This window comes from Streptacidiphilus sp. EB129 (assembly GCF_041262645.1).
GTDB lineage: Bacteria > Actinomycetota > Actinomycetes > Streptomycetales > Streptomycetaceae > Streptacidiphilus.
Genome location: NZ_JBGCCS010000002.1, coordinates 257,054 through 280,017, shown reverse-complemented (window position 1 = coordinate 280,017; position 22,964 = coordinate 257,054). Strand labels below are relative to the sequence as shown.

The following is a 22,964-nucleotide window of genomic DNA, read 5'->3' as shown; positions in this document are numbered from 1 at the left end:
GGGCACCCTACCGGAGCGGTCACGTGAAGGTCTGCGGGAGGGGCGCGTTCTCGGAGGGCGCGCACAGCGCGTTCTTCCACCTCGGAGACCTGCGGGAATCTGCGAAGCTGCGCCGAGAGCTTCGATGCCGTGTGGGCGACGGCGAATCCACTACAGGAAGGGTGATCCCGTGGCGCGCACGGAGTTCTACGACGACCCGAAAGCCCCGAAGCCCAACAGCATGGTTGTTGCAGCCTCCGCCGTGGTGACGGACGACGCCGGGCACATCCTCCTGCAACGGCGGACGGACAGCGGGCCGTGGGCGCTCCCCGGCGGTGGGATGGAGCTGGACGACTCCCTGCCCGGCGCGGCAGTCCGGGAGGTCAGGGAAGAGACGGGCCTGGACGTGGAGATCACGGGGCTTGTCGGCACCTACACCGACCCACGGCACATCATCGCGTACACCGATGGGGAGGTGCGGCGGCAGTTCAACGTGTGCTTTACCGCGCGGGTAGTCGGCGGGTCACTCGCCATCTCGGATGAGTCCACCGAACTCCGGTGGGTAGCCCCGGAAGACGTGGTGGGCCTGCCCATGCACCACACGCAGCGGCTCCGGCTCCAGCACTTCCAAGAGGCAAGAGAGCATCCGTACTTGGGCTGACGAGGCCTCAGGCCGGCTGGGTCTCCCCGGAACGCATGAAAGGCCCCGGTCCCTCCCTCGCGGGAAAGCCGAGCCGGCAGCCGGTGCCTCGTGCCGGTCAGCGGGCCGTCGAGGCGGTGCCCTCGTCGCGGGGCTCCGGGGTGAAGGGGTCGCGCCGAGCGAGGGTCACCGAGAGGGGCAGCGACAGCCGTTCAGCTGCTCGGCGGCGGGCCCGTACCTGTGCTTTGGTCCGCGGCCGGAACGAGGGGAGGCGCGAGCAGCCGCAGCCGGGCCGCTCGTCGTAGCGCAGGCCCTCCGCGAGCACGGCGGCGACGACCGACCATGCGTTCGTGTCCGCCCGTCGGGGAGCGGCGAAGTCGTGGCCGGCGCAGATGAGTTGCCCGCGACAGTCCGGGCAGACGTGGCTGCGCGCGGGCCAGGGGTGGTGCTTGAAGGAGAGCCTGCACCCGACGCACACGTAGTGGAGCGGGTAGGGGTGCATGGCGTAGAAGCACATGGCTCGACACGGTACGGGACGCCTGGGTGAGATCCCACCGGGTTTCCGCTGCCGCCCAATGATCGGCGGCGGTGGGCGGGGTACTGAGCTGCTCATGGTGGGGCCGTGCTGGTGAGGTATCCCCGACCGAGAGGTCACCCCGGAAGGCCCGGCAACCCGGCCGTCAGCAGAAAAGCCAGTGGGCTGCGCCGCTCCGTCCGGCGATACTCGGTCGTGTGTTCCTGACGATCAGTACCTCCGGCTCCTCCGAGCGACCCGCCACCGACCTGGGCTTTCTGCTGCACAAGCATCCCGGCAAGGCGCAGTCGTTCGCCACCTCGCACGGCCTCGCGCATGTCTTCTACCCCGAGGCCACCGACGAGCGCTGCACCGCCGCGCTGCTGCTGGAGGTCGACCCCATCGGGTTGGTCCGGCGGGGCCGGGGCAAGGGCCGGGGCGGATCGCCCGACTTCGCGCTGGCGCAGTACGTCAACGACCGTCCGTACGCGGCGTCCTCGCTACTGGCGGTGGCTCTGAGCAGTGTGTTCCGGAGCGCCATGCGGGGCCGCTGCGACCTGCGGCCGGAGCTGGCGGCCGAGCCGCTGCCGCTGCGGATCGCCGTGCCCGCGCTGCCCGCGAAGGCGGGACAGGCCGGCGGACCGGATCTGGTCCGGCGCCTGTTCGAGCCGCTGGGCTGGCAGGTCGAGGCCGAACCGGTGCCGCTGGACCCGCAGTTCCCGGACTGGGGCGACTCGCACTACGTGAGGCTGGAGCTGAACGGCACGCTGCGGCTCGCCGACGCGCTCAGCCAGCTCTACGTCCTGCTGCCGGTGCTGGACGACGCCAAGCACTACTGGGTGTCGCCGGACGAGGTCGACAAGCTGCTGCGGGTGGGCGAGGGCTGGCTGGCCGAGCATCCGGAGCTGGCCCTGATCACCCGTCGCTACCTGGCCCGGCGCTGGTCGCTGGCGCGCAGCGCGATGGAGCGGCTGGAGCTGGCCCGGCTCGCCGAGGCCGACGACCGCGAGGTCGAGGAGATCGACAACGCGGTCCCGGAGGAGCCGGCGGAGGAGGCCGAGCCCAAGCCGACCCCGCTCGCGGTGCAGCGCCGCGAGGCGGTCCTGGAGGTGCTCCGGTCCACCGGGGCCACCCGGGTCGTGGACCTCGGCTGCGGCGAGGGGAGTCTGGTCGGCGCGCTGCTGCAGGAGTCCCGGGTCACCGAGGTCCTGGGCGTGGACGTGTCCTCGCGCGCCCTCGGCATCGCCGCACGCCGGCTGCGCCTGGACCGGATGACGGAACGTCAGGCCCAGCGGGTGCGCCTGGTGCAGGGCGCGCTCACCTACACCGACCCCCGGCTGGCCGGGTACGACGCGGCGGTGCTGTCCGAGGTGATCGAGCACGTCGATCTGCCCCGGCTTCCGGCCCTGGAGTACTCGGTGTTCGGCGCCGCCCGGCCGGCGACGGTCGTGGTGACCACGCCGAACGTGGAGTACAACGTCCGCTGGGAGAGCCTGCCGGCCGGGCACGTACGCCACGCGGACCACCGCTTCGAGTGGGACCGGGCCCAGTTCCGGGCCTGGGCCGGGAGCGTCGCCGACAGCTACGGCTACACCGTGGACTTCGCGGCGGTCGGTCCGGACGACCCCGAGGTCGGCCCGCCGACCCAGTTGGCCCACTTCACCCGCACCGAAGCGGCGGACCCCGCCCACGCCACCACCCCCACCGGCAACGACGCTGAGGCCACCCGAGACGCCGTCACCACCAACGGCACCGAGACCACCGACACCACCGAGGAGGGAGGCCACCGATGACCGACAACACCCCGACCCCCGCGCCGAGCGCCGCCCCCGCGCCGGGCACCGCCTCCGCGCCGGGCACCGCCCCCGCGCCGGGCACCGCCCCCGCGCCGGGCACCGCCCCCGCGCCGGGCACCGTCGCCGCGCCGGGCACCGCCGCCGCGCCGAGCACCACCCCCGGTGACGGCGCTTCCGCCGGCCGCGCGCTTGCCGTGCCCGACCTCTCGCTGGTCGTCCTGATCGGTACCACCGGCTCGGGCAAGTCCAGCTTCGCGGCCCGTCACTTCCTCCCCACCCAGGTGGTCTCCTCGGACGTCTGCCGGGGCCTGGTCTCCGACGACACCAACGACCAGTCCGCCAGCGCGGACGCGTTCGACGTGCTGCACTACATCGCGGGCAAGCGACTCGCGGCCGGCCGCCTCACCGTCGTCGACGCGACCAACGTGCAGCCGGAGGCCCGGCGACAGCTGGTCAACCTCGCCCGCGAGCACGACGTGCTGCCCGTCGCCATCGTCCTGGACGTCCCCGCACAGGTGTGCGCGGAGCGCAACGCCCGCCGCCCGGACCGGGCCGGCCTCGGCCCGCATGTGCTGCAGCGTCAGCAGCGGGAGCTGCGCCGTTCGCTGAGGGGCCTGGAGCGCGAGGGCTTCCGCAAGGTGCACGTCCTGCGTGGCGTTGCCGAGGTCGAGGCCGCGCGGATCGTCGAGGAGAAGCGCTACAACGACCTGCGCCACCTGACCGGCCCGTTCGACGTGATCGGCGACATCCACGGCTGCCGTTCCGAGCTGGTCACCCTGCTCGGGCGGCTCGGGTACGCGGTCACCCGGGACGCCGACGGCCGTGCCGTCGACGCGGTGCACCCGGACGGCCGGACCGCCGTCTTCGTCGGTGACCTGGTCGACCGGGGGCCGGACACCCCCGGTGTGCTGCGGCTGGTGATGGGCATGGTCGCGGCCGGCCACGCGCTCTGCGTGCCCGGGAACCACGAGAACAAGCTCGGCCGGGCACTGGCCGGCCGCAAGGTGACGGTCAGCCACGGCCTGCAGGAGTCGCTGGACCAGCTGGCCACGGAGCCGCCGGAGTTCGTCGCCGAGGTCCGGTCCTTCATCGACGGCCTGGTCAGCCACTACCTCCTGGACGGGGGACGGCTGGTGGTCTGCCACGCCGGGCTGCCCGAGAGGTACCACGGCCGTACGTCCGGCCGGGTCCGCTCGCACGCGCTGTACGGGGACACCACCGGCGAGACCGACGAGTACGGCCTGCTCGTGCGCTACCCGTGGGCGGACGAGTACCGGGGCCGCGCCCTGGTCGTCTACGGCCACACCCCCACGCCCACCGCGAGCTTCGTCAACAACACCATCTGCCTGGACACCGGCTGTGTCTTCGGCGGCACCATGACCGCGCTGCGCTACCCCGAGCGCGAGCTGGTGCAGGTCGAGGCCGAGCAGGTCTGGTACGAGCCGGTCCGCCCGCTGCTGACCGACGCGCCCGGTGGGCGGGAGGGACGGCCGCTGGCGATCGGCGACGTGCAGGGCCGGCGGATCGTGGAGACCCTGAACGGCCGGGTCGCGGTGCGGGAGGACAACGCCGCCGCCGCGCTGGAAGTGATGAGCCGCTTCGCGCTGGACCCCCGGCTGCTCGCCTACCTGCCGCCGACGATGGCCCCGGTCGCCACCTCCCATCGGGAGGGCTACCTGGAGCACCCCGCGGAGGCCTTCAAGGCCTACCGCGCGGACGGCGTCGGCGCGGTGGTCTGCCAGGAGAAGCACATGGGCTCCCGTGCCGTGGTGCTGCTGGGCCGGGACGAGGCGGCGCTGGAGAAGCGCTTCGGCGTCTCCACCGGCGGCGCGATCTGGACCAGGACCGGGCGGGCCTTCCTGGACGACGAGGCGGTGACCGGCGCGATCCTGGACCGGCTGCGGGCCGCGGCGCTGTCCTGCGGCCTGTTCGCCGACCTCGACAGCGACTGGCTGCTGCTGGACGCCGAGTTGATGCCGTGGTCGGTGAAGGCGACCGGACTGCTGCGCCGTCAGTACGCCGCTGTGGGCGCGGCCGCCGGTGCCGCCCTGCCCACGGCTCTGGCCGCGCTGGACGCCGCCCGCGCCCGGGGCGTCGGGGTGGGCGAGCTGGCGGAACGTCAGTCGGCACGCCACGCCGACGCGTCCGCCTTCACCGAGGCCTACCGGCGCTACTGCTGGCCGGTGGAGGGCGTGGACGGGATCAGGCTGGCCCCGTTCCAGATCCTCGCGGCCGAGGGGGCCAACCTGGCCACCCGTCCGCACGACGAGAACCTCGGCTGGATCGACGCCATGGTCGAGGCCGATGCCGGCGGGCTGCTGCAGCGGACCCGCCGGATGGTGGTCGACACCGGGGACGAGCAGTCGGTCGCCGAGGCGACCCGGTGGTGGCAGGAGCTGACCGACGCCGGGGGAGAGGGGATGGTGGTCAAGCCGCTGGCAGCGATGGTCCGCTCCGAGGCGGGGCGGCTGCTGCAGCCGGGGGTGAAGGTGCGCGGTCGCGAGTACCTGCGGATCATCTACGGCCCCGACTACACCCTCCCGGCCAACCTGGAGCGGCTGCGCTCGCGGACGCTGGGCCACAAGCGCTCACTGGCGCTGCGTGAGTACAGCCTCGGCCTGGAGGCGCTGGACCGGCTCGCAGCGAACGAGCCGCTGTGGCGGGTGCACGAGGCGGTGTTCGCGGTGCTCGCGCTGGAGTCGGAGCCGGTCGACCCCCGGCTCTGACCGGTCGGCCCAGGGGCGACGGCCGGTCGGGCCCAGGTGTTGGCCGGTCGGCCCCGGGTGCGGTGGACGAGGGTTCCGCCGCCCCGGGGCCGGGGCTCCGGCCGCGTGATCGCGAACCGGGCCGGGAAGCGCGCGGCGGGGGAACCGCGCACGCGGTCAGGCAGGCAGGCTCTCGCGCTCCTCCTGTGGTTCCTCCTCCGCAGGCTGCGCCCCGACCCGTCCGGCCACGGTGCGGCCCCAGGTCGTACCGGCCAGCACCAGGACCGCGCCGCAGATCCCGGCCGGGCCCGGCCGCTCGCCGCCGACCACGATCGCGCACACCGCCGCCCACAGCGGCTCGGTGCCGAGCAGCAGGCTGACCCGGGAGGGGGATGTCCGCCGCACCGCCCAGGCGTGCACGAAGAGGGCGAACACCGTGCACATCAGCGCCAGGTAGAGCAGGTCGCCCCACTGGTTCGGGCTGAACGACCGGGCCAGGGTCAGTGGTGAGGTTCCGGCGAACGGCGAGATCACCAGGAACACCAGGACGGACGCGCCGAGCTGCAGGAAGGTGAGCGACAGTGAACCGGTCCGCTGCACCGAGCGCATCCGATGGATCATCAGCAGGTGCACCGTGCGGGCCGCTGCCGCGATCAGGATCAGCAGGTCGCCGAGGGAGGGACGGGTGAATCCGCTGCCCTGGGTGAGCAGGCAGACGCCGACCACGGAGACCCCCGCCGCCGCCATGAACGCGTGCGGGAGCGGCGTGCGGGAGAGCCGGCTCTCGGCCAGCGGAGTGATGATCATGGTCATGCTGATGATCAACCCGGCGTTGGTCGCCGAGGTGTGCACCACCCCGTAGGCCTCCAGCATGAAGATCACGCTCAGCATCGCCCCCAGCACCGCACCGCCGCGGATCTCGGCCCGGGTCAGCTGCGCCAGCTGCCGCCGGCCGGCCACCAGGAGCACCGGCAGGGCCACCAGGAACCGCAGTGCCAGCAGCGCGACCACGGTGCCCTCGGTAGCGATGCTCTTCGTCGCGAGATAGCTGGACCCCCACACCAGCGCCACCAGGAGCATCGGCAGGTCGTACATCAGGAGTCGGCCGGCGGACTGCTGCCGCGCGGGGGCGGACCGGGACATGGGAGCCATCCTTGGGTCGGGGCGTACGGACGTACGGGAGGTGCAGACAGACAGGGCGCGCAGACATGCGGGGTGCGCAGACAGACGGGGCGCGCAGGGTGACGGGAAGGCCGGGGCGGTGGCCTTCCCGTCGTCGTGGGTGTGGGGGAGGGTCAGTCGGAGGTGGCGTGCAGGGCGCAGCCGACGAAAGCGCCGGTGGCCATGTTGATCACGCCGACGTTGGAGTCGACCGTGGTCGCCCGGGCGATCACCCCGCCGTAGCCGTTGACCACGGTGAACACCCCCCAGGCCACGTTCCACGGCACCGGCTCGCCGTCCTCGCCGGGGAACAGCTCGGGTACCGGGCGGATCCGCCGCTGCAGCACGAACGCGCCGTCCACGGCGTCCTTCAGCTGCTGCTGCCAGATCTCGGGGGTGGTGTCCTCGTGCCAGCCGAGCAGCACGCCCTGGCCGCCGTGCAGCAGCGTGGGCTTGAGGGCCAGGTCGTCCTGGTGCTCGGTCGCGTAGGCGAGCAGGTCCACCCGGGTGCCGTCCTCCAGGGTGACCTTCTCGTCGCGCACCATCCGGGTCCAGGGCAGGATCCGGTTCAGGCTCTCCCGCTCCTCGGCGGTGAACAGGTGCTGGTTGAGCTCGTCCGAGAGCATCGCCAGCGCGCCCTTGCTGGCGAACAGCTCCGAGTCCATCGGGGTGAAGATCTTCACCTCGCCGCGGGCGGCGGCGTCCAGGATCGGGTCCATCAGCTCCGGGGCTTCCGGGTACTCCAGCAGGTCCTCGATCAGGAACAGCCGGTAGACGATGTCCACCGCCCGCTCGCCCAGCCAGACCCGGCCGTCGCGCACCTCCAACTGCCCGATGTGGCAGGGAAGGGCGTCCAGCCCGAGCTCACGCCAGCGCTCCGCGTAATGGGCCATGTAGGGGCCGAGCGTCTCGAAGCTGCTGGGCCAGTCGGTCAGCGCGACCACCGGGAAGGAGTCGGGGGCGAAGCCGCTCTCCACGATGACGTTGTTCACCTGCTCGCGCATGGTGTCGACGTACTGGAGCCGCTGGGCCTCGGCGAAGTCGCCCAGCACCGGGTGGTCCAGCAGGGCCCGGCACATGTCGGCGTTGTCCATGCCGCCGAGGGTGCTGCCCATGTTGAACTCCAGCAGCCGGAAGCCCGACTCGTCGGTGTACATGTCGGCGCGGGCCTGCATGGTGACCGAGGTGCCCCGGCTGCGCATGATCGCCGAAACCTGGACGTCGGTCATGCCCACGGCCCTGGCGAAGGCGGCGAGGTCGCCGCCGTACACCCGCTCGGGCAGGCTCTTCAGCGCGGTGTGCAGGTTCAGCAGGTCGGACTCCAGCTGGATCCGCTCGGCGTGGCCCAGGAAGACCGGGCGGGCCAGGTAGCGTCCCATGTACTGCGCCTGCAGCAGCTTGGACTGTGGCTGGGTGCCTACGAGTTCGGGCGCCTTGGCGCCGCTGGTGACGACCGCGTCGATGTAGGCGGCGGTGATGTCCTCACGGTTCATGGCTGTCTGACCTCTCATCATCGGTTGGTGTGACGGACGGTGACGACGTGACGCAGGTCGTCGGTGAAGTCCACGGTGCGGCGGCGCAGCGGCAGTGGCAGCCCCTCGTCGGCGAGCATCGCCTCGGCCAGCGCCAGGGTCTCCGGGGCGGCGGCGTAGCGCGGGTAGAGCAGCCGGACCAGCATGTCCAGCACCTGGTCGCCGCGGAGCGCGCCGACGCCGGGCATCTCGGTGAAGAAGCGCCCGACGAAGGGCGCGGTCAGCTCCACCTGGTCGGGCTGCCAGAAGCCCTCGGCCAGGGCCCAGACCTGGTAGTTGGAGAGCTCCTCGGCGGTGGTGATCAGGTCCCAGGCGGCGCGCTTGGCCTCCGGATCGGGCCGGGCCGCACGGCACTTGGCGGCCCACTGCTCGCCCTCCGCGCTGGGGTCGGCCTGCTGGGCGGCGTCGATCCCGGCGCCGGTGAGCGCGCCGATCGCGGACAGCCGGTAGCGGATCCGCCAGCCGATTTCGGAGTCCAGCGCGATTCCGGCCGGGATCCCGGTGCCCTCGGCCCAGGCGCGGAGCTCCGCGGCGTCGGTGCCGCAGTCGACCAGGGTCCGGAAGGCGATCAGCCGCCGCTCGTCGCCGGGCTGGGTACGGTCCAGCAGCCCCCGGCAGGCCAGCCCGAGCCGGGCCAGCGCGTCCGGGCGCCCGGCCGGCTGGAGGAAGCGGTCCGCGACCTCGGTCCGGGCCTGCTGCAGCACCTCGGTGATGATCGGCAGCTCGGTCTCCACGGCCAGCATGTCGTTGGCCAGGCCGAGGTAGTCGGCGGCGGGGAAGGCGTCGTCCTGCACCGCGAGCAGCAGCGTGCCCCAGAGCATGGCCCGGTTGAGCGGGGAGAGCGTGGGCAGCAGTCCGGGCAGCGCCGCCTGCGACCGCTCGTCCAGCTGGATCTTGGCGTAGGCGAGGTCGCCGTCGTTGAGCAGCAGGAGTTCCGGGGCCGGCAGTCCGACCAGCCCGGGGACCTCGGTGCGGGCGCCGTCGACCTCGACCAGGACGGAGCTGTCCGCCTCGCCGTACAGGCCGATCCGCAGGGTGTGCGGGCGCAGCACCGGGTGCGAATCGGGGGCGGTCTGGTGCACCACCGCCGAGGTGATCAGGCCGTCGGCGACGGTGAGTTCGGCCCGCAGGGTGTTCACGTTGGACTCCCGCAGCCAGAGCGCGGCCCACCGGGTGAGGTCGGTCCCGCTGGCCTCCTGCAGTGCGGCCAGGAAGTCGGCGGAGTCGGTGGTCCCGTAGGCGTGCCGGGAGATGTAGGCGCGCAGTCCCGCCTCCAGTCCCTCCTCCCCGATCCGGGTGGCCAGTTGGCGCAGCACCGCGGAGCCCTTGAAGTAGGAGATCCGGTCGAACAGCGCCAGCCCGGCCATGGCGTCCGCCGCGTCGCCGTCCACCGGGTGGGTCGACGGGCGCTGGTCGGCGGAGTAGGCGAGGCCCTTGCGGGCGGCCGAGAAGGTGGTCAGCGCGCCCGAGTACTTGGTGAGCTGCGTGGTCAGCCGGTGGCCCATGTAGTCGGCGAACGCCTCGTTCAGCCACAGGTCGTCCCACCAGCCCATGGTGACCAGGTTGCCGAACCACATGTGCGCCATCTCGTGCGCGATGATGACCGCGCGGTCCTCCTTCTCGCCCGCGGTCGGCGTGGACTGGAACACGTAGTGGTCCCGGATCGAGACGCAGCCGGGGTTCTCCATCGCCAGACTGTTGAACTCCGGTACGAAGACCTGGTCGTAGCTGCCGAAGGGGTAGCGGGTGCCGAAGATCCGGTGGTACTCGTCCAGGCAGCGGCCGGTGATCTCGAAGACCTCCTCGGTGTCCGCGGCCAGCGCGTCCGCGATCGAGGCCCGGCAGTGCAGCCCGAGCGGGATGCCGTCGTGGACGGTGTGGAAGCCGCGGTAGGGGCCGGCGATGAGCGCGGTCAGGTAGGTGGACAGCGGCTCGGTCTCGGCCAGTTGCCAGTGTCCGGGCCCGACCTTGCTCGCCGTGCCGGTGCCGAGCACCTGCCAGTGGTCCGGCACGGTCACGTCGAAGCTGTAGCGGGCCTTGAGGTCGGGCTGGTCGAAGCAGGCGTAGATCCGCGGCGCGGCGTCGAGGAAGGCCTGGGCGTAGAGATAGACCTCGCCGTCCACCTGGTCCACGTAGCGGTGCAGACCCTGGCCTTCGTGCGAGTACTCCATCTCGGCGGTCACCACCAGCTGGTTCCGCGCCGCGAGCCCGGACAGCGGCAGCCGGCCGTCGTCGAGGTCCGCGACGTCCAGCGGGGTGCCGTTGAGCACGGCGGAGCGCAGGCTCCTCGGCTTGACGTCGAGGAAGGTGGTGGCGGCGGTGACGGCGGAGTCGAAGTCGATGGTGGTGGTGGAGTGAAACACCTCGTCGTCCGAGGTGAGGTCGAGTCGGATGTGGTAGGACCGCACCGTGAGGAGTGCGGCCCGTTCCACGGCCTCCGCTCGGGTCAGACTGGGCATGGCGGGACTCCCGCGAACTAGGCAGTGGCGTAAGGGCAGTGGCGTCAGGAGGGTGGCGTCAGGAGGGTGGGGATGGACGTGCTGGACGTCGGGGAGGGGTCGAAGTGGCGGAACGACGGGGTGGGACCGGGTCGGTCGTCTAGGCTGTGCGCTCGTGGACATCGACACGCCGGACCTGGCGGGCTTGCGAGCAGCGGTCTCCCGGTTCGCCGCCTACGGCAGCCCGGACCGGTCCTGGGCCGCGCTGCTGCGGAAGACCGAACCCCGGCTCGACCCCGCGCTGGCGGAGCACCGGGCCGCACTGCTGGCCTGGTTGAACGCCTGGGGCTGCCGGATCCGCTATCCCCGGCCGGGCGAGCCCGACGTCTTCGACGCGGGGCTCGCCGACTGGTGGGGCCGCTTCGGCGGGCGGCTGCCCGCCGCCGAGGTCTCGATGGCCGAGCTGACCGACCAGGACATCGACCGCCTGGGTGAGTGCTTCGCGGAGCTGAGCGCGATGCCGGCGGCCGCGCTGGCGAAGGGGGTTCGGCCGTTGGGGCCGACCGCCGCGGCCAAGCTGTTCCACGCGTTCCGCCCGCGGGCGGTGATGCCCTGGGACGAGGCCATCGCGGTGGGACTGCACGGCGCCCGCGGCGGCGCCGCGTTCGCCGCGCACCAGCGCCTGGGTCGGACCTGGGCCCGCGCCCTGCTGGCCGAGGCCGGCCTGGACGAGTCCGGGCTCGCCGAGCAACTGGGCCGCCCGGGGCGCCCGCTGGCCAAGATGCTCGACGACTACTGCTACCTCGTGCTGACCCGCGATGAGGTCATGGCCCGCGACGAGGCGTTGTCCGGCTGAGCGTGGTGCTGCCGCGGCCGGATGGCGGCGGCAGGGGCGCGGGCCCGCCGGGTCGGTCATGTCCGTACCGCCAGCAGCGCGTCGGCGGCCTGGCGGCTGGCCACGAACGCGGTCTTCGCCGCGCCGCCGCCCCCGCCGGTGAAGGTGAACAGGGTGTTGCCGTCGCCGACCGGCCGCAGGGCCAGGCCCGGGTCGTCGTGGTAGCAGTCGAAGGCCGTCACCGACCGCACCGCGGTGATCCGCGCCGCGGCCTCCCCGCTGAACCGGCTCCGGCCGCAGGCGACCACCCGTTCGGCCAGGGCGGAGTCCACCGACACCGTGTCGGGGTCGATGCCCCACTGGTTCCCCGGCAGGCCGAGCAGGAAGGTGTCGGCGTCCAGCGGGCGGCCGTACATCCCGGTGGTCTCGTCGACGAACACGCCGAGACCCGGCAGCCGCAGGGTGCAGACGGTGTACTGGATGACCTTGGTGCGCAGCGCCGCCTCGGGCAGGTTGCTGGCCTCCAGCAGCTGCGGGGTCCACGCGCCGGTGGCGAGGATCACCGCGTCGTACTCGTTGACCGAGCCGCCGGCCAGTCGTACGGCGGGCGCCTCGGTCACCGCGGAGACCCGTCCCCAGAGCACGGTGACGCCGCCGGCCGCGGTGAGCTCGCTCAGCAGCGCGTTCCGCAGCCGGGCCGGCGAGATGAAGCCGGCCTGACGCTCGGTCACCCCCAGGACCCCGTCGGGCAGCCCCCGGAAGGGATAGTCCGCAGTCAGCCGGTCCCGGTCGACGACCTCCGCCGACCCCGGCAGGAAGGTGTCCACGTACTTCAGGGCCGAGCCGATCTCCGAGCCCTCGGGGAGCAGGTAGACCGAGCCGATCTCCCGGTAGTCGCTCCACTCCCGCAGGGTGCTGCTGGAGCGGATCTCGGCCAGGCTCTCGGACGCCTGCCGGGCCGCCGTCAGGTCCGGGTCGAAGCCGCGCACCATCCCGCCGGACGCCCCGGTGGCGTCGTAGCCGGACCGCAGTTCGCCGACATACAGGTCCGTGCTGACCTGGGAGGTACGGGTGCGCAGCTGCCAGGCGAGCAGCGCACCGGCGACTCCGCTGCCGACGATGCCGATCCTCATGAGGTCCGCGCTTCCACCTGGAGCGCCTGCTCGGCCGCGTCCAGCGCGGCGGTGCAGTCGGCGACCTCGGTGCTGAGCGCGACGGCGAGCGCGATCCGGCCCCAGACCGTGCCCTCCGGCGGCGGCGAGTAGCTCTTGCCCGGCGTCGCCATGGCCACCGCCTTCACGATCCCGGCCGGCAGCCGGGCCTGGTCGAAGCCGACCGACTCGACCACGCTGTCCGGCTCGTCCACGTAGAAGAAGCGCACCCCGCCGACCAGTTGCCGGGTCGGCTGGAGGTTCGGCGTCAGCCCGCAGGCCGCCGCCGCGGCGGCCCGGCCCGGGTCGATGCCGGTGGCCAGCAGCCCCAGGAAGGGAATCAGGTCACCGCCGAGCCGGCCGTTGACCTCGATCAGCCGGGGACCGGCCGCGGTGAGCATGAACTCCGAGTGGGTCCAGCCGTCACGGAAGCCCAGCGCGGTGTGGGTGTCCTGCAGCGCCTGCTGGAAGTCGGGGTCCAGCAGCAGCGGGTCGGCGGCGTCCACATGGTGGCCCACCTCCTCCGCGTACGGGGGGTAGCCGACCACCTTGCGGCCCACGAACAGCGGGGTGACCTTGCCGTCCTGGACCACCGAGTCGACGCTGACCTCGTCGCCGACCACGCACTCCTCCACCAGCACCGGGTGGTCCGAGGCGTAGACCACCGGCTCCGGCGCGGGGGTGTCGCGGGTGAAGGCGAAGCGCTCCCTGAGCTCCTCCGCGTTCTCCACCCGCACCACGCCGAGGCTGGCGCCAAGACCGCGGGGCTTGAGCACCGCCGGGTAGCCGACCCGTTCCGCGGCGGCCAGCGCCTGGTCCAGGGTCTTGACCGGGAACGAGCGGGGCTGGGGCACCCCGGCCGCGTCCAGCGCGGCCCGGGTCTGCGCCTTGTCGCGCAGGCGCCAGACCACCTCCGGGTCGCCGTTCGGCAGGCCGAGCGCCTGGGCCACGTACGAGGTGGCCAGGATCCGGCTCTCGTCCCAGCAGAGCACCCCGCTGACCTGCTGCTCGCCGGACAGCCTGAGCGCCGCCTCGGCCATCGCCGGGCCGTCCAGGGTGGACGGCAGCACGGTCCAGCCGTCCAGGTACTGCTGCTCCCAGCTCGGCTCGGTGGAGTGGAACATGTGCACCCGGTACTCGGTGCTGATGGAACTGAGCAGGTACTCGCGGAACAGTTGCCAGCCGCTGGCGACCAGCAGCAGCAGGGGGCGCTCCGGAGCGCTGTCGGCGGTCATGTCGATACTCCCTCGCTGTGGGTCTCGCCTTCGGTGGTGGTGTCGTCGGCGGTCGTGTCATCGGCGGTCGTGTCGTCGCGGTAGTACCAGTACTCCGGCTCGATCATTCCGAACGGGTTCAGCGTGAATCCGCCCAGCGTGTTGGCCACCTCGAAGAGCCGCAGCGCGAAGTTGGGCACCAGCAGCACCGGCGCCTGCTCGGCGATGTAGTCCTGGTACTCGTACATGGCCTCCACGTCGTCGGTGACCAGGGTCCTGGCGATCAGCTCGTCGGCCCTGGGGTCGGTGTAGTGCCCGAAGTTGCCGCCGGCGTTGGTGGAGAACACGATCTCGCCGCTGGGGTGGTGGAACGCCCAGCCGCCGTTCCAGCAGGTCATCTCCCAGAGGCAGGGGGAGTTGGGCCCCGGTACGCAGGGCGCGTCCTCGGCGACCAGGATCGAGCCGTAGACCTCCTCGGTGCGCAGCCGGATGCCCACCGAGCCGGCGTCGTCGACCAGCTTGGCGACCAGCTGGGTCAGGGCCGGGCGGCCCTCGGCGTAGCGGAGCAGGATGTCCAGTTCGGTGCCGGCGGGTATGCCCTCGCCGGCCTGGCCGGGGCCGGTGCCCGGGTTGACGCAGACGGCCGGGGTGGTGCTGGTGTCCCAGCCGTTCTCCTCCAGCAGCCTCCGGGCCCGGCCGAGGTCGAACGGGAGCGGTCCGCCCGCGCGCTGCCGCGGCGAGACCAGGTCGGACGGCGGGTACATCGGTACCGGGCCGGTCTGCGCGAACGCGTAGCCCTGGTAGATGTCCCGGACCGCGGAGTCCTGGTCCATCGCGCTCTGCAGCGCCTGCCGGAAGTAGGTCTGCCGGAAGATCGCCCCGGCCACCGTCGGGTTGTTGAAGTTCATCGACATGTAGCGGATGCAGTAGGCCATCTGCGGGACCAGGGTGTAGTCCGCGCTGAGCGGGTTCTGCGATCCGGCGGTCGGGTCGGCGGTGCTGCCGCTGGCGAAGCCCAGCGGCAGGTAGCCGACCTGGACCCTGCCCGCACCGTGCGGCCCGGCCTTGAGCAGCTCGTACTGCTCGTCCTCGTGGTTGATCGGGATCTGCCGGAACTCGTCCAGGTAGGGCTTGTTGGGGCCGGAGTAGTGCTGGTTGGGGACGAAGGTGACCACGCCGTCGAGGGTGTAGCTCTTCAGCCGCCACGGGCCGCTGACCACGCTCCAGATCGGGCTGTCGGCCCACTTCGTGCGGTGGTCGTTGCCCTCCTCGACATGGTCGCCCTGCTCCTTCATCAGGTACGCGTAGACGGCCTCGACGTCGGCCAGGTCGCCGGAGGCGTTGGCCGGCCCAGCCTCGGTCCGGTCCCACGCCTTAGGCAGCGGGGTGATCGTGCTCAGCTGGTTGAACAGGACCCAGCGCTGCGAGTACTGCTTGTCGAAGGTGAAGTAGACGGTGTCCTCGGAGACCTTGCCGTAGGAGGTCAGGTTGTCCGGGAAGAGCCCGGGGACGTACTCCCCGTAGCGGTCGCCCTTGACCTTCATCAGATTGACCCAGAACAGCACGTTGTCCGCGCAGAGGATCTCGCCGTTGGACCACTTCCATGGCTTGACCGTGATGGTGACGGTCAGTCCGTCCTCGCTCCACACCGGCGGGGTGCCGATGCTGGTGTCGTAGTCGACGTCCGGGGAGCCGTTGGCGCCGAAGTAGTAGAGCGTGCGGAACATCAGCGCCTGGAACTCCAGGATGTTGCGGGTGCCCATCCGCTCGGCGGGGGTGAACGGGAAGATCACCGCGGGCGGGAAGCCGGGGGCGCAGGCCCAGGTGACCACGCCCCCCTGCCTGGGCTTCCCCGCCGGTTCGGGTTCGGCCGCGTTCGGCCGGGGGGCGGTCGTCGTCAGGGTCATCAGAACTCCAGGTAGTCCGAGGCGGGGGAGGTGGTGACCGGCTCCTCGCCGGGGAAGAGCTCGACCAGGCGGGAGACCCCGCGGGCGGCGTGCCGGCCGTAGCGCTCCCAGGCCTCTTCGAGGACGATCCGGCCCTCGTCGTCGAGGCGTGGGATGCTGCGGCAGTACCCGGAGATCACCTCGCCGGAGTCGCGCACCATGCAGTAGGCGAACTCCAGCGAGCCGTCGGCCGAGGCGCGGCCGGCCAGCGAGCCGCGGCGGGCCAGGCCGCCGGTGAACTCGCCCCAGAGCAGGTCGCCGTCCTGGTGGTAGGTGGCCACCCGGCCCTCCTCGCCCTCCAGTTGCGGGCGGAACCGGCGGCCGTCGTAGTTGATCAGCATGCGGAGGCCTCGCGGATCTCCAGGGTGCAGCACTTGGCGCTGCCGCCGGCCTTGAGCAGCTCGGACAGGTCGATCCCGATCGGCACGAAGCCGCGGTCGGCCAGTTCCTGGTGCAGGTGCACGGCCTGCGGCGCGAGCAGCACATGCCGGCCGTCGGAGACCGAGTTGAGGCCAAACACCGCCGCGTCCTCCTGGTTCGCCAGGATGGCGTCCGGGTAGAGGTCGCGGAGCACCTGCCGGCTCTCGGCGGAGAAGGCCTCCGGGTAGTACATGACCTCGTCGTGGTCCAGCACCGACAGGGCGGTGTCCAGGTGGTAGAACTCCGAGTTGACCAGGTGCAGGGTGACCACCTCGCGCCCGAAGAACTCGGCGGCCTCGGCGTGCGAGTCCGGGTGGGTGCGGAAGCCGGTGCCGGCCAGGACCCGCTCGCCGGTGAAGAGCAGGTCGCCCTCGCCCTCGTTGATGTGGACCGCGTCGCGCACGGTGAAGCCGTGGTGCTGGAACCAGGCCAGGTAGGCGGGGCCCTCGGGGACGCGCTGCGGGTAGCGGAAGCGGGCCGAGAGCACCCGTCCGTCGATCATGGTCGCGCCGTTGGCGGCGAAGACCATGTCCGGCAGGCCCGGCACCGGGGAGATCTCCAGCACCTCGTGGCCGAGGTCGCGGAGCAGCCCGCGGAGCTGCTCCCACTGGGTCAGCGCGAGCTCGGTGTTGGTGGGCTTGTCCGGGTGCATCCACGGGTTGATGGAGTAGTTGACGTCGTAGTGGGTCGGCGCGCACATCAGGAAGCGTCGCGGCCGGGCGGTGCGTCGGGGCGGGAGCAGGGTCGTCGATGCGGAAGGCTGGTGCACGGAGGTCCTCCGATGGTCGGTTTGTCGGGTCCGGACGGCGTGGGTCCGTCGATGGGGCCGGTTATCCGGCGAAGGTGACGTGGATCTTCGTGGCGAGGTCGTTCATGGTGTCGAGCGCGTCCTCCAGCGAGTCCCCGGTGGTCCCGAGGAAGCCGAGGATGGTGTTGCCGTGCGGGGGCCTGCGGATCAGGTCGCCGGGCCGGGCGGTGATCTTGAGCAGGAACACCTGGTCCGACTCGCTGACCTCGGCCGGCACCTCCACGTGCTCGACCACACCGGCGTCGCAGAGCAGGCACATCGCGGTGATGTGCGTCCCGTTGGGCCGGTAGTGCCGCACCGCGGGGCGCCGGCCGAGGCCGATGTCCACCACGGCCGCGATCGGGTCGTAGTCGGCGGTGGTACGGGCGATCAGGTCGAGCCCGCCGCCGCCGACCCGGGCGGCGATCTCCAGCAGGTACGGCCTGCCCTGGTGGAACCGCACCTCGGCGTGCATCGCGCTGCGGTACAGGCCCTGGGCGTGGGCGCCGGCGGTGACCACCTCGTGCACCGCGGCCAGGTCCTCCGGGCTCAGCGAGGTCGGGGCGTGGTGGACGTCGTCGTCGAAGGTGTCGCCCTCGGCGGTGATCCGGTCCACCACGGAACCGAGGTAGACCTCGTCGTCCCAGGCCAGGGCCTCGATCAGGTACTCCTTGCCGTCCAGGAAGGACTCCACCAGCAGCCCCTGCGGGCCCAGGTCGACCCCGTCCGGCTCGGCCAGTGACCAGAACATCGTGGTGATGCCCTCGGCGGCCTGGGCGTAGCGCCGCACCATCTCCTCGGCGTTGTCCACCCGGAAGACGAAGTTGCTGCCCGCGCCCATGGTGGGCTTGAGGATGACCGGGTAGCCGAAGTCGGCCGCCGCGGCCAGCGCCTCCTGCTCGCTCTCCACCAGCCGGAAGCCGGGGATCGGCGCGCCCGCCTTCTCGTGGGCCTGCCGCATCAGGTACTTGTTGCGGCTGGCACAGGCGGCCTCGACCCCGATGGTCGGCAGGCCGAGCGCCTCGGCGACCGCCGCGACGGTGATGACCGCGGCCTCGCAGAAGGTGATGACGCCGTCGAACTGCTCCTCCGCGTGCCAGGCGCGGGCCAGCTCGATGATGGCGGCGATGTCCTTGGTGCCGGCCAGCCGGTAGTGGTCCTCGGGCCAGAAGTCCTCGGTGCCTTCACCGTTGAGGACGAACAGGTCGACCCCGAGGTCCTGCACCTGCTGGTAGCGGGAGTGGTAGTAGGTCAGGTACTGCCGGGTTTCCATGGTGAGCAGCTTCATCGGGCTTCTCTCCTGCCGAGGAACATCGTGGAGACGATCAGGACGGTCGGGACGATGCCGATCAGACCGAGGGTCAGGAAGCCGGAGACCACTCCGACGTGGTCGACGACGGCGGCGACCAGCACCGTGCCCGCCGCGCTGAGCGCCAGTCCGAAGGCGTTGGCGGTGCCGAAGACCCGGCCGACCTTGTCGGCGTCGACGGCGCGCATCAGTTCGGTGCGGCTGGCCAGTCGGGCGAATCCGAAGGTGATGCCGCCGACCAGGATGCCGGGGACGATGGTCCACACCGCGATCGGCTGCACCAGCAGGGCCAGGCCGCAGCCCACGTAGCCGAACAGGATCAGATAGCGGTAGTTGACCTTGTCCTTGACCCGCTTGTAGAGCGTGGCGGCGATCATCATGCCGATGCCGGCGAGCGCGTCGACCACACCGAGCAGCCCGGTGCCCTGGTGGAACCGGTGGATCACGGCGACCAGCAGCAGTGTGTTGGTGACCAGGACCAGCACCGCGCCCAGCGAGAACAGGACGCCGAGCCGCAGCAGCGGGGCCTTGACGGTGACGGCCGGCTCGGCCGGTGCCGCCGCGTCGGTCCCGGGCTCCTCCGGCTCCGCCGCCGCGGCCGGGCGCCGGCCCATGGCGTAGAGGCAGAGCGCGGAGAAGACGAAGGTGATGCCGTTGAAGTAGAACATCGGCTGGAGGCCGACGTACTGCATCACGAAGCCGCCGACGACTCCGGAGGCCATCGCGCCGCCCTGGTAGGCGATGTCGAAGTTGGCCCCGAAGTGCCCGAGCCGGTCCGGCGCGATCCGCTCCTTGATCAGGGCGTTGCTGGCCGGCATGAACATCGCGGAGGTGACCGCGAGCAGCAGGCTGACGGCGTAGGCGCCGGCGATGCCGTTTCCGCCGAACAGCAGCCAGACCGGCAGCGCCAGCGCGGCGACCGCGCTGACCACGTCGGTGATGACACAGATGGTTCTGCGGTCGTACCGGTCGGCGAGGCGCCCGAAGAAGGACGACAGGGCGATCTGCGGCAGGGCGGTCACGATGAAGACCCACCCGACCGACATCGCCGTGCCCGAGGTCCTGAAGATGAGCAGCGACGCCGCGATGAGCTGGATGTTGTTGCCCAGGAGGGTCACGAACGTGGCGGGGAGGAAGAGGCGCTCGGCCCGGCTCGCTACCGTCCGGACGTCCGGCGCCAACGCGATGGTGGCGGTCAAGGGAGTCTCGATTCGTTGTGGTCCGTTGTCGGATCCGGTTCAGCGGGGGGTCATCCGGCGGAGCCGGTCAGCCGGGGCAGCGCGAACGGTGCGATGGCCGCCGGCGCGTCGGCCCCGAAGGCCAGGTCGACGCCGGCGCTGCGGGCCCGGTCGGTGACCTCGGTGAGGATCGGTGCCGCGCCGGCCAGCAGGGTGCGGACCTCCAGCAGCAGGTCCGCCAGGCCGGCCCGGTCGCGGCGGGCGGCGACGGCCACCGCGCTGTCACGCAGCCGTTCCAGCTGCCGGGCGATGGTCTCGGCGGCGCGCACCAGGCTGTAGTCGGACAGCTCGTAGCAGAGCCGGAACCGTTCGACCAGTGCCGCCGCCCGGCGGCGTCCTGCCTGGGAGGTCGGCAGCGGGGTGCCGCGGTCCAGGCCGTCGGTGGCCCGGGCCAGGGCGTCGGACAGCGCGCCCCAGGGCTCGATCAGCCGCTTCGCGGTCACGCTGCGCAGCTCGGCCCTGGTGAAGTTGGTGCGCTGGAACTCCGGTGCGGTGAGCGCCAGGTAGAAGCGGGCGATGTCCTGCGGAACCTCGGCCATCAGCTCGGCCGCGGTGATCAGGTGGCCGCGGCTGGTGGAGAACTTCTCGCCGTCCAGGTCATAGAACTCGTTGCAGACGCTGGTGTAGGGGGTGATGTAGCGGTTGCCGTGGGCCAGCAGGAAGGTCAGGTCCATCAGCCCCCAGTGGTACACGTTGTCGAAGCCGTGGAAGTAGACCAGCTCGGCGCCGTGCTCGGCCCGCCAGTGGGTGTCGGGCTCGTCCGCCGCCGCCGCGCCCTCGGCCTGCTCGATCGCCCAGGCGGTGCTGAGGATCGACGCGGGCATGGCCTCGATCCACGGGTACACGATCTGGCCGGAGACCTCGGGGAACGGGGCGGGGATGCCCCAGTCGCCGGGGATGGTCACCGGGATGTCCGGCAGCGGTCGCGCCAGCAGCTCACGGATCAGCTGCAGCGCGTGCGGCCGCCAGCGGTCCTGGCGCTCCTTGAACCAGGAGGTCAGCTGCTCGCGGTACTCCTCCATCGGGAGCACCAGGATCTCGACCTCGCGCAGGACCACCGGGTCGGCCGGGTCCATCGTGGAGTACGGATCCAGCAGGTCGTCGTAGCTGGTCGGGTGGCCGCAGTCCTCGCAGGCCCCGCCCCGCGAGGCGGACAGGCAGACCGGGCAGACCCCGCCGACGAAGCCGTCGTAGAGGAAGGTGCCGGAGTGCTTGGCGTACGGGAGGGTGACGGTCTTCAGCTGGAACCGGTCCGCCTGGTGCAGCCGGGTCATGAAGTCCAGCACGGTCTGCCGGTAGCGGTCGTCGATCGGCGGCATCCCGGTCATCGAGATGCCCATCAGCTCCAGCGATCTGGCGATCTCCGCCGTCGAGTTCGCGGTGAGCTGCTCGGGCGTGGTGCCGCGGCGTCTGGCGGTGGTCACCACGTAGCTCTGGCTGTCGTCGGTGCAGGTGGTGTAGACGACCGAGCGGCCGTTGGCCCTGAGGTAGCGGGCGTAGACGTCGCCGGCCAGGTAGGGGCCGGCCAGGTGGCCGACGTGCAGGTCGCCGTTGGGGGTCGGGGTCGCCGAGACGATGATCGTCCGGGGGCCGGGGGCGGTCATGACGCGTCCTGGTGCCGCGTCACAAAACCCTGCGCCAGCTCCTGGTCCCACCACAGCGCGTACATCTGGAACGGCTCGTCACCGTTGTTGACCACCTGGTGGTGGGTCTGCGGCTCGAAGTGGACCACGTCGCCGGCGGTGAAGGGGACCTTCTCGCCCTCGACGATCAGCTCGGCCTCGCCGGTGAGGGCGATCCAGATCTCGTACTCGTGGTGGCTGTGCGCGCCGGAGGCGGCGCCGGGGACGACCACGTTCCAGGAGCCCTCGAACGGGGCGTTCAACAGCGGCCAGGGGAACAGACGTTGTGCCAGCAGCTCGTTGTCGGACTTCAGTCCGGCACGGTCCAGACTGCGGATCTCCATCACAGCAGTGCTCCTTGGGTGGGTCGGGTGACGCTCTCCAGCAGCAGTCGGCCGGTGCGCCGGGCGAGCAGGTCCTGCACGATCTCCTGCGAGCGGAAGGCGACGACGCTCAGCAGCGAGTCGGCGATGCCGTGGGTGGCCTCGTTGACGCCCTGCAGGTAGACCGACGCGGTGTAGTCCTCCGGCAGCTCGACCCGGTACTGGCGGTCGACGCTGAGCGTGTCGATGCCGACGGCGGCGGCCAGGCCGGTGATCACGGCCGGCATCTCGCGGACGTAGCCGGTGCCCAGCAGCACCACGTCGCACCGCAGTTCGGTGGTGCTGCCGTTCTTGCGGTCGAAGACGTCGAGGACGACCTCGTCCTCCTCCATCCGGGCGGAGACCACCTCGGACAGCGAGGTGATGTGCAGCCGCTCGGTGCCGGTGAGCCGCTCCAGATAGGTCTCGCGGTAGAGGTTCTCCAGCATCGGCGTGGTGACGCCGGCGTAGTTGCTGCGGTGCATCCCCTTGAGGATCAGCTCGCGGGTCTCCGCCGGGGCGGAGTAGAACTCGTCGATGAAGGAGTTGTAGTAGAGCAGGTTGATGAACTTGCTGACCTCGTAGATGGGCAGGCCCACCGAGCGGGCGATCATCGTGCACTCGGCCCTGGGGAAGTCCTTGTGGACCGACCAGAGCATCTCGGCGGCGCTCTGCGCCCCGCCGATCACGGCGATCCGGTGCGCGCCGTCCGGGTCCAGCTTGCCGATCCTGGTGGCGAACTCGGTGCTGTGGATCACCCGTTCGGCGGGCAGCCCGGTGAACTCGGCGGGCACCAGGGCGTCCCGGCCGCCACCGATGACCAGGTCGCGGGCGACGATCTCGGCGCCGTCGGCGGTGCGGACGATCCAGCCGTCGACCTCCCCGCCCGCGGTGCGCCGGGGTTCGATGGCGGAGCAGCGCTTGCCGTACTGCACACGGACGTTGGGCAGAGTCTCGGCCACCCACTGGAGGTAACCGGATATCTCCAGCCGGTACGGGTTGGGGCTGCCCAGATTGATGAACTCGTCCAGATTGCCTATGGAGTGCTGGTAGTTGAGAAAGGAGTAGCGGCTGGTCGGATTCCTCGGGGTGACCAGGTCCTTGAGAAACGAGACCTGGCTCTGCGCCCAGGGCAGCAGCATCCCGCGCTGCCAGGCGGCGTCCTCGTTCTGCTCGATGACCAGGGTCCGGACGGCGAGCTCCGGGGCCAGTTCCTCCATGGCCACCGCCAGGGCCAGACTCGCGGGTCCGGCGCCGATGGCGAGGATTTCCACCTCTTGGCGATCCATTCGACCTCCTACGTTGACGGACGGGG

General features: G+C 71.6%; 18 protein-coding genes. 4 read left to right on the top strand and 14 right to left on the bottom strand.

All coding sequences use genetic code 11. The features are described 5' to 3' along the window. Nucleotides 1-169 precede the first annotated feature (169 nt). Nucleotides 170-640, top strand: a complete 471-nt coding sequence (locus ABH925_RS03455; protein WP_370145244.1) for an NUDIX hydrolase — start codon at nt 170-172, stop codon at nt 638-640. A gap of 97 nt (nt 641-737) precedes the next feature. Here the strand turns inward: ABH925_RS03455 and ABH925_RS03450 are convergent, their stop codons facing one another. Further along, entirely contained in the window at nt 738-1,136 is a 399-nt protein-coding gene (locus ABH925_RS03450) for a hypothetical protein (RefSeq protein ID WP_370145242.1), read from the bottom strand. A gap of 215 nt (nt 1,137-1,351) precedes the next feature. Here ABH925_RS03450 and ABH925_RS03445 point away from each other — a divergent pair, with 215 nt between their 5' ends. Beyond that, complete coding sequence (locus tag ABH925_RS03445) at nt 1,352-2,926, top strand: 3' terminal RNA ribose 2'-O-methyltransferase Hen1 (RefSeq protein WP_370145241.1); 1,575 nt, start codon at nt 1,352-1,354, stop codon at nt 2,924-2,926. Then, nucleotides 2,923-5,655: a polynucleotide kinase-phosphatase gene (locus tag ABH925_RS03440; protein ID WP_370145240.1), complete on the top strand. Its 2,733-nt coding sequence runs from the start codon at nt 2,923-2,925 to the stop codon at nt 5,653-5,655. Before ABH925_RS03445 ends, ABH925_RS03440 begins: the two co-directional genes overlap by 4 nt. A 156-nt stretch (nt 5,656-5,811) precedes the next feature. Here the strand turns inward: ABH925_RS03440 and ABH925_RS03435 are convergent, their stop codons facing one another. The 3 genes from ABH925_RS03435 to pepN form a co-directional block, all read right to left on the bottom strand. Continuing rightward, on the bottom strand, nt 5,812-6,777 hold the full coding sequence (locus ABH925_RS03435) for a DMT family transporter (protein WP_370145238.1): 966 nt from the start codon (nt 6,775-6,777) through the stop codon (nt 5,812-5,814). A 152-nt stretch (nt 6,778-6,929) separates the two neighbouring features. After that, nucleotides 6,930-8,288 carry a hypothetical protein gene (locus tag ABH925_RS03430; RefSeq protein WP_370145237.1) on the bottom strand — a complete coding sequence of 453 codons (1,359 nt, stop codon included), beginning with the start codon at nt 8,286-8,288 and terminating at the stop codon, nt 6,930-6,932. Between the two features lie 17 nt (nt 8,289-8,305). Continuing rightward, entirely contained in the window at nt 8,306-10,786 is a 2,481-nt protein-coding gene (pepN, locus tag ABH925_RS03425) for an aminopeptidase N (protein WP_370145236.1), read from the bottom strand. A gap of 154 nt (nt 10,787-10,940) precedes the next feature. Here pepN and ABH925_RS03420 point away from each other — a divergent pair, with 154 nt between their 5' ends. Beyond that, nucleotides 10,941-11,621 (top strand): hypothetical protein, encoded by a 681-nt coding sequence (locus ABH925_RS03420; protein ID WP_370145235.1) that lies wholly within the window; start codon nt 10,941-10,943, stop codon nt 11,619-11,621. A gap of 56 nt (nt 11,622-11,677) precedes the next feature. Here the strand turns inward: ABH925_RS03420 and ABH925_RS03415 are convergent, their stop codons facing one another. From ABH925_RS03415 to ABH925_RS03370, 10 genes are all read right to left on the bottom strand, one after another. Beyond that, a complete protein-coding gene (locus ABH925_RS03415) occupies nt 11,678-12,733 on the bottom strand; it encodes an NAD(P)/FAD-dependent oxidoreductase (protein WP_370145234.1) in 1,056 nt (351 codons plus the stop codon). Beyond that, entirely contained in the window at nt 12,730-13,986 is a 1,257-nt protein-coding gene (locus ABH925_RS03410) for an ATP-grasp domain-containing protein (protein ID WP_370145233.1), read from the bottom strand. Before ABH925_RS03410 ends, ABH925_RS03415 begins: the two co-directional genes overlap by 4 nt. Next, nucleotides 13,983-15,872: an ABC transporter substrate-binding protein gene (locus tag ABH925_RS03405; RefSeq protein ID WP_370145232.1), complete on the bottom strand. Its 1,890-nt coding sequence runs from the start codon at nt 15,870-15,872 to the stop codon at nt 13,983-13,985. Before ABH925_RS03405 ends, ABH925_RS03410 begins: the two co-directional genes overlap by 4 nt. Further along, a complete protein-coding gene (locus ABH925_RS03400) occupies nt 15,872-16,252 on the bottom strand; it encodes a hypothetical protein (protein ID WP_370145231.1) in 381 nt (126 codons plus the stop codon). The genes ABH925_RS03405 and ABH925_RS03400 overlap by 1 nt, the downstream gene beginning before the upstream one ends. Then, complete coding sequence (gene ddaH / locus ABH925_RS03395; protein WP_370145419.1) at nt 16,246-17,031, bottom strand: dimethylargininase; 786 nt, start codon at nt 17,029-17,031, stop codon at nt 16,246-16,248. The genes ABH925_RS03400 and ddaH overlap by 7 nt, the downstream gene beginning before the upstream one ends. Nucleotides 17,032-17,161: 130 nt before the next feature. Next, entirely contained in the window at nt 17,162-18,406 is a 1,245-nt protein-coding gene (locus ABH925_RS03390; RefSeq protein ID WP_370145229.1) for an ATP-grasp domain-containing protein, read from the bottom strand. After that, the gene (locus ABH925_RS03385; RefSeq protein WP_370145227.1) at nt 18,403-19,626 is read right to left on the bottom strand and encodes an MFS transporter; all 1,224 of its coding nucleotides are present in this window, start codon (nt 19,624-19,626) and stop codon (nt 18,403-18,405) included. The genes ABH925_RS03390 and ABH925_RS03385 overlap by 4 nt, the downstream gene beginning before the upstream one ends. A 50-nt stretch (nt 19,627-19,676) precedes the next feature. Next, entirely contained in the window at nt 19,677-21,269 is a 1,593-nt protein-coding gene (locus tag ABH925_RS03380; RefSeq protein ID WP_370145225.1) for a class I tRNA ligase family protein, read from the bottom strand. Continuing rightward, on the bottom strand, nt 21,266-21,631 hold the full coding sequence (locus tag ABH925_RS03375) for a cupin domain-containing protein (RefSeq protein WP_370145223.1): 366 nt from the start codon (nt 21,629-21,631) through the stop codon (nt 21,266-21,268). The genes ABH925_RS03380 and ABH925_RS03375 overlap by 4 nt, the downstream gene beginning before the upstream one ends. After that, entirely contained in the window at nt 21,631-22,938 is a 1,308-nt protein-coding gene (locus ABH925_RS03370; protein WP_370145222.1) for a SidA/IucD/PvdA family monooxygenase, read from the bottom strand. Before ABH925_RS03370 ends, ABH925_RS03375 begins: the two co-directional genes overlap by 1 nt. Nucleotides 22,939-22,964: the final 26 nt, after the last annotated feature.